5 protein-coding genes are annotated in these 12,255 nt (G+C 55.9%); 4 read left to right on the top strand and 1 reads right to left on the bottom strand.

Annotated features, from left to right (window positions below):
• The first annotated feature begins 164 nt into the window (after positions 1–164).
• The 3 genes from ACSAMM_RS11480 to ACSAMM_RS11470 all read left to right on the top strand — a co-directional run bounded on the left by ACSAMM_RS11480 (position 165) and on the right by ACSAMM_RS11470 (position 5,818).
• Positions 165–2,237, top strand: coding sequence for an apiosidase-like domain-containing protein (locus tag ACSAMM_RS11480; RefSeq protein WP_457791509.1), 2,073 nt, complete (start codon positions 165–167; stop codon positions 2,235–2,237).
• A gap of 134 nt (positions 2,238–2,371) precedes the next feature.
• On the top strand, positions 2,372–4,876 hold the full coding sequence (locus ACSAMM_RS11475; RefSeq protein ID WP_457791507.1) for an apiosidase-like domain-containing protein: 2,505 nt from the start codon (positions 2,372–2,374) through the stop codon (positions 4,874–4,876).
• Between the two features lie 120 nt (positions 4,877–4,996).
• On the top strand, positions 4,997–5,818 hold the full coding sequence (locus ACSAMM_RS11470) for a helix-turn-helix domain-containing protein (protein WP_178723031.1): 822 nt from the start codon (positions 4,997–4,999) through the stop codon (positions 5,816–5,818).
• Positions 5,819–6,029: 211 nt separating this feature from the next.
• On the opposite strand, the gene ACSAMM_RS11465 is transcribed toward ACSAMM_RS11470, so the two are convergent.
• Positions 6,030–6,998: an ABC transporter substrate-binding protein gene (locus tag ACSAMM_RS11465; RefSeq protein WP_457791505.1), complete on the bottom strand. Its 969-nt coding sequence runs from the start codon at positions 6,996–6,998 to the stop codon at positions 6,030–6,032.
• A 212-nt stretch (positions 6,999–7,210) separates the two neighbouring features.
• Between ACSAMM_RS11465 and ACSAMM_RS11460 the strand changes: the two genes are divergently transcribed.
• Positions 7,211–11,884: a CehA/McbA family metallohydrolase gene (locus ACSAMM_RS11460; protein WP_457791504.1), complete on the top strand. Its 4,674-nt coding sequence runs from the start codon at positions 7,211–7,213 to the stop codon at positions 11,882–11,884.
• The last annotated feature ends 371 nt before the right edge of the window (positions 11,885–12,255 follow it).

The following is a 12,255-nucleotide window of genomic DNA, read 5'->3' as shown; positions in this document are numbered from 1 at the left end:
GACCTTGCTGAAAAGTGTTACGTTTGACTATGTCGAAGGTTGGAACAGAAATATTGCAATCTCCTCCTGCAATTTTCCGTCCCGTTTGATTCTACTACAAACCACCGTCCGCCGAGGTTGCTCGCCCATAGGCGAGGCAAAGCGGACGGGGATAGGAGACTGCTATGAAACGAAAACCCATTTCCGTTTTATCTATGCTGCTCGCTTGTATGCTGCTCATAACCGGCTGCGCCAGCCAACCGGCCTCCAGCACCTCCGGGACGTCCTCCAAAGGGGATTCTTCCATCAGTTCCTCGGAAAGCCCGGCTGACGACGTATCCTCCGATACCGATTCCTCGCAGGACGGGGCTTCATCCTCCGCCGAGTCTGAAGCGGCGGATTCTTCCCCCTACCATCCGGACGCCGGCTCCTCCGGCACCGGCTCCGGGACAAACGGGGGCGGAAACAAAGTGACCAGCACCAATTACCGGCCGGTGGACGATCCCAATGTCGTCGTACCTGCGGGGGCGAAATCCACGCAAAAGTGGGTCGCCACCGATATTGTGCTGACAGCGGGCAAGGAGTACGCCAACCCGTATCTCGATCAAGCGATTCACTGCGAATTCAAAGGCCCGCAGGGGCAGAAAATGACCATTCCCGGGTTTTGGGACGGAGGGAAAAAATGGGTTATCCGTTTTGCGCCTCCGGTGGTTGGAAAATGGTCGTACCAGGTTAAGGCCGCCGACACGGCCGATGCCGGTCTGCACCAGGTGTCCGGCGATTTGTACTGTACGAAATACACTGGCAACCTGGATGTTTATAAGCACGGCTTCCTCCGCGTCAGCAACGATAAGCGCGGCATGACATACCGGGACGGCACGCCCTTCTTCTGGCTGGCGGACACGCACTGGATGGGCCTTAGCCACCGGGAGCCTCTGAATAACTCCAACAGCAAGGAATTTTCCTCCATGTTCAAGGGCATGGTCGATGTGCGGGCCAAGCAGGGCTACACCGCCTATCAAATGAATTTCTTCCTGTCCGAATCCGGCGACAATGGCAAGCTGGACGGCGAATATGCCACCTGGAACGAGGGCGGGCGCGTTTGGCAGAAGGACAAAAAATGGGTCTTGCCAAACACCGGCTTTTTCTCCAACTGCGACGAACGCATCCAATATCTCGCGGGCCGTGGACTGGTTTCCGCGCTGGGATTTGACTGGGGCCCCTATGCCTATGACGACAAGACTGTCCAGAGCTTTCAGACGGCCGCGCGATACATTGTCGCCCGCTATGCCGCCTATCCGGTCGTTTGGATCACCTGCGGCGAGTCGCGGATGAACTCCCCCTATTGGGCTGAAATCGCCCGATACGTCGATAAAATTGATCCGTATCAGCACCCGACCACGCTGCATTCCGGGGTGGAAACACAGGACTGGGGCTATAAAAGCGACGAATACCGCGGCGAGGATTGGTATGACTTCGCGATGCTGCAGACCGGCCACAAGAGCAGCCTGTCCTCCGCCATACTGAACAGCTGGAAGGATAAATACAATCGGACGGCGGTCATCCCCTTCCTGGAGGCCGAGGCCTGTTACGAGGGGATCAGCGCCGTTCCCAAGGGCTTGACCAGGAAAATGGCCTATACCTCCATCATGTGCGGCAGCTTCGGCTACAGCTACGGCGCGGAGGGCATTTGGAACGCCACATGGGATGAAAACGACGATTTCCAGCTGTGGAGCGGGACGCCTATCCCGTGGTATACCGCCATCAAGGGGGAGGAGGGCGCGCAGATGCAGGTCCTCAAACAGGTGTTTACCTCCACCCCCTGGTGGGAATTGAAGCCGTACAACACATTGGTTACCTGGAATCGGCTGTCCGGATCCGCGAGCAACCCCATGGTCAAGGCGAACACCGACCGCACCAGCCTCCTGATTTATTACCCGGTTCCGGACAAGGGCGCCGGCTATGAGTATACTGGCACGGTATCCCGGCTGAACCCCGGGCATACCTACGACGCGGTGTGGACGAACCCTCTCAACGGCAAAACGACCACCGCCGCGTCCGGCTTTAAGCCGGACGGCAAGGGCAGCTGGAAGCTTCCCGTGCCTCCCAGCGGCGGTCAGGATTGGGTTCTGGTCATCACCGATCGCGTCCGCCCGACCATGGAAAACGCCAAGGTGATCGCCTCGTCCTATGAGAACGGCAGCTATCCCTATGTGACCGGAGAGATGGAGCTCCCGGCCATCTCCTCGGGGAAATAGCGGCTGACTGGATTTCTCTCCAAGAATGACACAAGAGAAAAGGGAAGGGGAGCGGTGCGGCATACGTCGTGCGGCTCTCCTTCCCAAGGCTTGTGCCATTCTTTTTGCATGATAGTAAGAAAAGAGGAAAGCCCATGACGACCGAAATGTGGAGAACCGCCGAGTTGATTTTTCACTCAGAACGGCCATACGCCGATCCGCTGCTGGAAGCGGAGACAACCGTCGACTTTCTATCGGCGTCCGGAACGCGGATCCGGCGTCCCGCTTTTTGGAATGGGGGGGATGCGTTTGGCGTCAGGGTCGCCCTGACGGAGCCCGGAGACTGGACCTACCAAACGGTTTGCTCCGATACGGGCAACGCCGGGCTTCACGGACAAACCGGTACGCTCCGCTGTGTCCCGTATCAGGGAGAGCATGCGATTTACCAAAAAGGCTTTCTGACAGTGGAGCCGGGTCAACGCTATTTTTCCTACCGGGACGGCACGCCGTTCTTTTATCTGGGCGATACGCATTGGTTTTTGTGCCATGAAAAATGGGAGGAAGCGAATGTTTCCGGCATCGAAAGCCAGTTCCGGTATACGGTGGATCACCGCGCGGCCCAGGGCTTTACCGTGTATCAGTCCGAACCGCTGGGGAAGCCCAACATGCCCGTGATTTACGACTTGACGGACGGCCTGGACGAGAGGGATATCGCCGGCTTTCAGCAGCTGGATCGCAAATTTCAATACATCGCCGATCGCGGTCTCGTCCATGCCCACTCTCAATTGTTTTTCACAGACGAAATCCAGCACCCGCGCTATACCCCCGCGTATCTGCGGGCACTGGCCCGTTTCTGGGTTGCGCGGTACGGGGCGTATCCGGTTCTCTGGACAACCGCGCAGGAAATTGATCCGCACTGTTATGGCACGGTGCCGCCGGAACGCTGGTTTATTGTCGCGCAGACCGTTTCGGAATGGGATGCGTATCATCACCCCTTAACCGCTCACGGAGCCAACAACTGCCTCCTCACCGCCCATAACTCCGCCTGGGACGACAAGCCCTATCATAGCTGGTTCGGCCTGCAGCCGCAGGAAAACACGCTGAACAACACCGCGTATCTGAGGGGTTTTCACCGCATTCTCAAGCCGGCTCTGTGCTATGAGACCGGGTACGAAGAGCTTTGGAGCGATGCGCGGCAGGCGCTCGGCGCCGGATATAAATCCTTTCTGGGCGGGCTGTTCGGTTACGGCTACGGCGCACAGGGCGTGTGGAACGATGATTATTCGCCGGACGACTGGATGAGATATGGGGGCTATTACCGCTGGTTTGACGCGCTCCAATTCGAGGGAGGAAAGCGGCTTGTCCATTTCCGGCATTTTTTCGAAGCGCTGGACTGGTGGCGCTTGGAGCCGCGGTTTGACGATCCGGCGTGGAGCGACATACGCACGGACGAGCCCAAAGCGCTGGCAACCATCGGCCAGGATGTTTATGCGGCGTTTTTGTTCGACCAAACCACGGCCGGCCTCACTCTGCGGGGGATGAAGGACAGCATATATGAGGGGTATTGGTACGATATCCTCACCGGGACCTACCTGCCCTTCGGCCCGTGCAGCCCGGTGGACGGCGTCTATTCCTCCCCGCAGAAGCCCACAAGCGGCGATTGGATTCTCCTGCTCACCACCGATCGCGGCTGGTATGCGGAGCGGCCCCTGATTCTGAACAGCGACGACGACCGTACGACCATCGCGGAGCCGGGGAAGGCCTTGCGCCTGCAGGCGAATTTCCCGGTGCGGCAATGGTGGCTCACCCCCGCCATCGCGTCGATCCAAGACGGCGTCTTGCAGCCAAATGGCCGGAATGGCCTGGTGACCGTATATGCCCGAGACGTGCGCGGACGGGTTGCCTCAAAATCCGTCATCCTGCTTCGGCAGGAGCAGAACGAGCCCCTGCCGAAGCCGCAGACGATTACCGTCCTGGGAGACGGGGGACGCTGCTCGCTGACCAAAGAGGAGCCCACCCTCCAGGCCATGGCCTATTTTTCCCCTGCCGATTGCCATAACCAGCGCGTATGCTGGCAGATCACGGAGCCGGACGGTTCCCAAACCACCAAAGCGGTGTTGGAGCCGACGGGCGCCATAACCGCCGTGTCGGACGGGGACATTTTGCTCACGGCCCGTTCCGTGGCATTTCCCGAGATAACAGGCACGGCTGTCCTGCATATAAGCGGTCTGGGCCAGCCGTCTTTGGCCGTCGATGCGCAGGTGACCAGCTCGGATTATTATGAAGGGTATGACAAGCGCTGTTATCCCTGGCGGGCGGTCAACGGGATCACGGACAATTATTCCGGCTGGTGCTCGGCCGCCCTGTGCAGCGAGGAGGCCCCTGTGTATCTGTATATCGACCTGCGTCAGGAGAAAGTCTTCTGCCAGATCGATCTATATACCACCTCCCTGGCCGCTTCTCTCCGGGATTATTCCATTCAGGTTCTGCAAAAGGAAGCCTGGAAAACCGTCGGGGAAAAGACCGGGAACACCGAGCGGAAGAACACATATCGTTTCCCGCCGATAACGGCCCGGTACATACGGGTGGCGTGTACCAAAGGAGACAGTAATGGAAACGCCCGGATCGATCAGCTCAGCGTGTATTCTGTGTGGCGGTAGCCGGCATAGGGCATGCCTCTTTTTGGGAAATTGCGGCATTTGATTTCATTTTGTCAGTATGGTACAATAGACAGCAATGACGTGTTATCATCAGACCGTTTACCCGAAAGGAGCGATCCCATGTCAAAAGGTATTTTTGACAAGCGGTTCCGCAATCATATCCCGACAGACACGGCCGTTCATACCCTGCTGTGCACCAATGAGCTGGGGTATGTGGAAGCGGACGCCTCCTATCGTATTATCGGCACGCCGCAAAAAAGCATTCTTTTTGGATATACCACCGACGGCGCCGGGATGCTGCAGTACAAAAGCGTGAAGTACCCGCTGAAAAGCGGCTCGCTGTTCTGCATCGATTGTTCCAATCCCCATTCCTATTGGGCGGATCAGGGCCTTTGGGAATTTTATTGGTTTCATGCCATCGGCGATGTTTCGGCGCCCCTTTTCAAGAGCTTTAAGCGGGATGTTCTGGTTCAGCAGGATGTGAAGCATTTTGTCAACCTGTGGGAAAATTTGTTTATGCTGGCCGAAACGAATTCCCTGTTTATCGACATGAAAATGGCGTCGATTATCAACAATATGTTCAGTCTGGTCTTTGAAGAAGAGACTCACGACAACCGGATGAATAAGACGGAAGAATTTATCCGGCAGAATTTTGACAAAAAAATTACCATCGACGATATGGCAAAGGTGGCCTGTATCAGCAAATATCATTTTTCCCGCCTCTTTAAAGAAAGCACCGGCCAATCCCCCTATAAATACCTGAGCCAGTATCGGATCGACAAGGCCAAGGATCTATTGATTTCGACCAATCTGTCTGTCAATGAAATTGCTTTGCGTGTGGGGTTTGATGATATGTCGAGCTTCATTTATCTTTTTAAGCAGCATATGCATGTATCCCCTCTGCAGTTTCGTAAGCATTACGACAATCTATTCCCCATATAATCGGCGCCGGATAGGTATACCATAAGAAAACCCTCACGCTGTTCATGGAGCGTGAGGGTTTTTGTCTATAGATTAGTTCCGCCGACAGGATTCGAATCCCCGCCCCTTCGGTTCGGAATCGCATCGGGATAGCATAGAGGATGATCACAGGCCGGTGCCGCCCGAATATTCGGGCGGCACTTTTCCTGTTATACCAATCCGCCGGCCGCCATCACCGGACAAATTCCTGGCTGCGATTTTCCAGAAATGTAAAGTCAAACAGCGTATTCATATCTGGAATAGATCGGAAAATCCCCATTTGGACAAGGTAATTGCAGAGATTCCGGGTAAACATGACATACTCTTCCTCCATATCCCAGACCCACTGATAATTGTCCCGCTCCTGGAGTATTCCCTGTGAATCGAGGCCAAACTCCGCCGCCGCGGACAGGCCGAAATCCTCCAACGGCGCTGCCATCTCCATAACCTGATAGTTGGTATTGACCATTTCTTGAAGCCAGTCCCGCTTTTCCTGAATTTTAGCTTCGGTGGTCACGAGAACCAGATTGCCGTAACCCAGATCATCGGCATAGGGATAGGCCAGAATTTTCCCATAACCTTGCATGAAGGCCGTGCCGGCCAGCGCCGCATCGCCGCAGTACGCGTCGATTGTTCCCGCCTTCAGGGCGGCGTTGAGCTGTAACGGCGCCATCTCCTTCCAGGTGATGGCGTTTGCGTCCATCTGCCGGTTATATAGGTCCGCCCGCAGCTGCGCATATTCCATGGTTCCGTCCGTATACCCGACGGTTTTTCCGGCCAGCTTTTCAATCGAGTCTATTCCCTTCGTTGCCGCCGTCACAACGGCGGAGCCCTTTTGATAAAAATTGCACAGGATTTTCACGGTGTGTCCATCCAGCTGCGCCTGCAGCACGGAAGGAAGCGCCGCCACGCAGACATCCACCTTCCCGGCTGTCAGCGCCTCAAGGGGCTGCGCATACTGCGAAAATTCCTGTATCTTGCAGGAATAGCCGGCGCTCATATACTCCGGATACTCCCGCACCGGCAGGGTGGGGAAGGAGGAATAGATACCGATGCATCCTTGTTCTACCGTCTGCGAAGAGGCTGCGGAGCTATCCAATACGGGCGCTTTGCTGTGGCAGCCGCAGAGTGCCGCGCTCCATACAACGGTAGAAAAAGCCATGGCCAAAAACCTTTTATAGCTGTGTTTCATAGTTGTTTCATCCTTCCAGCACCTCTTATTTTTACCATGATTGAGAATAGCACATTTCCTCGAGCATCGGAAGGTAATTTACCAAAGTTTAAAGTAAGCTTAACGCAAACTGCCTTGTTGCTCCTTGGCCCTTCCATTACTATGGTAGATGCAAACACATAAAGGAGGATGAACAAGTGAAAATGACGCCCAATAAAACAGGCGGCAAAGTGCTGGCCGCCTGCTTGGCAGCCCTTCAGCTGCTGACGCTTGCCGCGCCTGTGAGCGCGGCCGGGGGAGCGACGGTGCCTGACAAAGCCGTTGCGGGGAAAAGTAATGTGGATCCTGGCTTCGTGTACGGCAGCAAAGCTGTCGACTATATCGCCGGGCAGGATTACTACTACCTGGAAAACCAGTATATCAAGACCCTGATTGGCACAACGAAAGCGCCTAACGACAAACAAGGCCCGATGTCCAACGGCGCAATTATGGATGCGGTGACCCAGGAAGCCAAGCGGGAAAACCTGGACTGGACGCAGTTTGTTCTCTCATCCAAAATGAACGGGACCTGGCAGACGGGCAAAAAAGCGTTTGATCTTAACGAACTGGAAGTGAAAGGAAACACCGTTGTCGGAAAGGGCGCTTCCGAAGCCGCGCCCTCCATCCAGGGGGAGGTTACCTACTCCATCCTGGAGAACACGCCTCTCATTCAGATGCAGGTGAAACTGACCAACACCGGTGCAGAGGACTATACCGGCTATTTTGAGTATTTGGTCGATCCGGATGAATCCAACGAGGACGACACCTATGTTCCGGGCGTGGGCTGGACCACCTCTACCATTAACACCGTTCTGACAAACCACGAGTGGACGGAAAACTATATGTTTGAAGGCTACGCCAGCAAGTATACCGGCAACACCGCCCATGCGATCCTGTGGGACGAGGCGGATGCGGTTCCCAGCGGGCTGGTAAACGATGGTTACATTTTTGGTATCTGGTACGATGCTTCCCTGGAAGTTGGTGAAAGCAAAACCCTGACCTTCTACCATCTGCCGCACCAGCCGGGCGGCGTCGGCGAGCCGTATGCCGAAGCCGCTTTCTGGGCTAAGGTTGTCCGCGGAGAAGTGGATATCGATGATTACGGTGTAATCAACGGCACCGTCACCGATATGGACGGCAATCCGATTAAAAATGTGGACATCACCTGCCAGTATGCGACAGGGGAGCACGCGGGAGAAAGCGCGGGAACAGCTATCACGGATGCGGACGGCAACTATTCCCTCCGTGTGGAAAAAGACGTCTATACCCTGACCGCCTCCATCCCCGGCTATGCGCAAAGCTCCCAGTCGGTGGATCTGAACACCCAGGCGGATCCCCGTGCGGACATCATCTTGGACTCCATGACTGGCACCCGCATCCTTACCACCACCAGTATGCAGTCTTTCGGCGGCCTGGTGGAATGCAAGCCTGGCGATTACACCCTGGAAAACGAAACGCTGACCATGTCGATTGCCGGGTTAACCAAGGACAGCCAGCTGAAGGATTCCTCCGCGGGCCGTATTCTGGACATCGCCGCCAATGGCAAGTCGGATGTCATGGACTGGATCTTCACCAGCTGGGTTACAGACGTTAAGCCTCATCAGGAAACCAGCCAGGGCGGTACGCTTCCGGGCGATTCCTGGGCGCAGCTGGATACCCGGTTTGACAGTCTGGAAGTGGTGTCCCAGTCCACCAGCAAAATTGTGCTGAAAGCCACCGGCGTCTACCATCACGATCTGGCCAACGCCCCCGATGCCGAGGAGGGTGTGATAGAGCAAATCCTTACCCTGGAGAGCGGCAAGCCCTATGCCGAGATCGAAACCACCGTCCGCAACACCAGCGGGCAGGAGTTGCAGGTGTATGTCGGCGACGTCATGGATGTGGACGGCAGCACGCAAAAGACCTATGTGCCGGGGCTTGGCGATATAACCACGGCCTATAATTCGCCGGTTGATGAAAAGCCTGCTCAGCCGTGGTTTACCCAGTATGCAACCAGCGAGCCGGCAGCCTATTCGTTCTTGTATGAAGACGGCTTTGATTTTCGGGTGTTTGGCAGTTCTAACTGGATGATGGGCTACGCGCCGGTGACGCTGGCGGCGGACGAAACCTTTACCTACAGCCGGCAGCTCATCGTGCTGGATACCGAAGGCTATACCCAGCAGCCAGAGGCCATGGTCGCCTACTACAACGCTTATAAATACGGCATGGAAGCCCGCATGGATGCGTATGACGGCAAAGTGCAGAAGGGTGACGTTTTCCCGGTCAAGGTCACGGTGGAGAATTCCGCCGGGGAACCGATCCGGAACGTGCAGGTATCCCTGGATCTCCCCTATCAGATGTACTGCGTTGGCGAATCGGAAGTCATCATTCCGGAAGTCCCGGCAGAGGGTAGCGAAACCGTGGAGTTCCAGGTGCTTGCATTGGAGGGCGGCCGCGGCATGATCCAAGCGGATGTCAGGACGGCCGACGATGTAGCCCTATCTTTCTCCGAGGGACTGTCCATCTCCGGCCAGGGCTATTATGCCGGCGACAACCACACGCACTCCATCCACAGCGACGGCAAAGGGACCATCCGTGAGAATGTGGACTCCGCCTATGAAGATAAGCTGCTTAACTGGTTGTACAGCACCGACCACAACAAAATCAGCCAGGGCCCCGATACAGTCGAGGAAACCAATCGCCTTGCCGGTAATTTCATCAGCATCACCGGCACCGAAATCACCTCTTCCGGTAAAGGCCACGCCCTGGCCTACGGTGTGGGCACCTTTGTCCCGGAATATCGCATTGGCAAGGAAATTGATGGTAAAATCTGGACGTGGCAGGATACCATCGATCAGGTCAACGACAACGGCGGCGTCTTTTATGTGGCCCATCCCAACTATCCGGGCCTGGTATTCTCCGATCCCTATGGCATCCGGGATTATGTCGGTATCGAGGTGTGGAATGGCTTCTATCACGCCATCGATCCGGATAAAAATGTCAATACTTTCGCCTTTGATTACTGGGACAACGTCAACCGCCGCGGCGAGCAGAAGTACTTCGGCATCGCTAACTCGGACGGCCACAACTCCGCTAAGATGGGCGACCCGTACATCAAAACCGAAATGGATAACCTCACCTACGAAAACGTCCACGAGATCCTGGCCAACGGCAGCTACTATGGCTCCAACGGTCCGGAAATCCGCTACAACATCGAGGGCGTGGGTATGGGTGAAACCCTGACCATTAAGGAAAGCGGAAAAGCGGACTTCAACATCACGGCCTTTGATCCGAACTACGATCTGGTGAACGTCAAACTCATCAAAAACGTCATTACCGGCAGCGCGGACGAAGGCGAAGCGGAAATCATCTTCAACAAAGACCTGGAGGGCCAGGGGCTGAAAGAGTTCAAGACCACCCTGTCTCTGGATGTTAAGGCGGGCGAGTTCTACCGCATCGAGGTAACCAGCGAGCAGGGCACCACTGGCAACGGCGGTAAGGGCGAAGGCCAGGGACTCGGCTTTGCCTTCTCGAACCCCATCTGGATCGGCAGCGGCGCAAAATCCAACGCCGCCGATATTAAAGAAATCACCTACGACGGCGGGCAAGTCATCGAAACCGTCGGCAATACCATGGTGATTGCGGCAGCAGACACCTTCTCGGTCGATAAGCTGAACGTGAAAGTATCCAAAGGCGCCACCGTCAGCACCGAAGTTATCGACGCGGTGGATGGCGAGCTGGATACGGCGGCGGCCGTAAAAATCACGGTGACAGCGGAGGACGGCACAAAGGCTGTGGAAACCGTGTTCCTGACCAAGGGCGATCCGGGTGAATCCACGGCGGAAATCGTTTCTTTCGCCACCACTTTTGTGAAGACCGAGGAAGGCAAACTGCCGCAGATGCCGGAAACGGTGGAGGCCACCTACGACGATGGCTCCGTCAAGACCGTGGCGGTCGACTGGGCGGAAATCACCGGGGAAATGGTCGCCAATCCCGGCGTCTTTAAAGTAGAAGGCACGGTAGCTGGAACCGCCATCAAGGCCGAGGCGTTCATCCAGGTCGTGGCTGCCGGAAATGTCGAGGACATCCGTGGCCTGCTGCAGGAAACCTACTCGTTTGCCCTGAACCTGCGTACCGACGGCGTGACCGACAGCGCTAAGGCGTTTTTTGAGAAGGCCAAGGCCAAGGCGAAGGCGGCGCTGGATAATCCGGCCGCCACCCAGGATGAACTTACCGCTGCGTGGGATACCCTGCTGGAAGGCATCTGGGGGCTTGGGCTGTATCAGGCGGATAAGACCAACCTGGGTCTGCTGATTGAAAAGGCGGAGAGCCTGGTTGCGGAACAGGATAAATATGTCGCGACTAACTGGCAGAAGCTGTTGGATGCCCTAGCAGCGGCGAAAACCGTCATGAATAATGGTGACGCTATGGCGGAGGACGTAGCCACAGCGTCTAAGGAACTGCTGGATGCTATTCATCTGCAGTTGTACAAGGCGGACAAGGCCATTCTTGAAAACCTGATCGAGAAGGCGGAGGGACTGGATTTGTCCGGGTATACGGCGGAAAGCGCGGCGGTGCTGAAAACAGCTCTGTCCACAGCCAAAACCATCTACGCCAATGCCGCCCTGAGCGTAAACGACCAGGCGACGGTCGACAAGGCCGCCGAGGCTCTGAATGAAGCGCTCAACGGCCTGGTGAAACTGTCGGGCGGCGACACGGATGGGGATGGCAAGGAGGAGCCCCAAATTCCGCAGACCGGTGAGAACCAAACGGGGCGGATCGCTCTGGGCCTGGCCGGTATTTCGGCAGCGGCACTCTTCTTTGGCACCGGAAAAAGGAAGGCAAATCGGAAATCGTAATGGTAAAGAGAACACGAATGGATTGAGTATACCCCCTCCGGTTGTAGAATAGATGCTACAACCGGAGGGGTTGTCCTGTCCGGAACCGATGGACGTTGTGGAAAAACAGGGGCCCTCCAAGCCCTGAAAATTGCTGTTTTCCGCTGGATAAGGCTCAAAGATGACGGGAATCATAAAAAGGGAAAAAGGGTGCGTTGCAAAATGCAAGATTTTGCGACGCGCCCCTGAAAAACCGCGGGCATAATGCTCGCGTTATGCCGGTGAGCACATGAATTGTGGCCCGCATTTCGCGTCTTTCAGACGCGAAACCACGCTTTTTCTCAGTCTCTGTGTATGTTCATACATTGTGCAACAGTCCCCTTCCCTTTGTT

The sequence above is a fragment of the Anaeromassilibacillus sp. SJQ-5 genome (assembly GCF_054108045.1).
Note: the sequence above shows the minus strand (reverse complement) of the source record. Positions and strands in the feature narration are given on the sequence as shown.

Excerpts from the sequence above, each read along its gene's own strand:
- ACSAMM_RS11480 (WP_457791509.1), top strand. The coding sequence starts at position 165 with ATGAAACGAAAACCCATTTCCGTTTTATCTATGCTGCTCGCTTGTATG.
- ACSAMM_RS11475 (WP_457791507.1), top strand. The coding sequence starts at position 2,372 with ATGACGACCGAAATGTGGAGAACCGCCGAGTTGATTTTTCACTCAGAA.
- ACSAMM_RS11470 (WP_178723031.1), top strand. The coding sequence starts at position 4,997 with ATGTCAAAAGGTATTTTTGACAAGCGGTTCCGCAATCATATCCCGACA.
- ACSAMM_RS11465 (WP_457791505.1), bottom strand. The coding sequence starts at position 6,998 with ATGGCTTTTTCTACCGTTGTATGGAGCGCGGCACTCTGCGGCTGCCAC.
- ACSAMM_RS11460 (WP_457791504.1), top strand. The coding sequence starts at position 7,211 with ATGACGCCCAATAAAACAGGCGGCAAAGTGCTGGCCGCCTGCTTGGCA.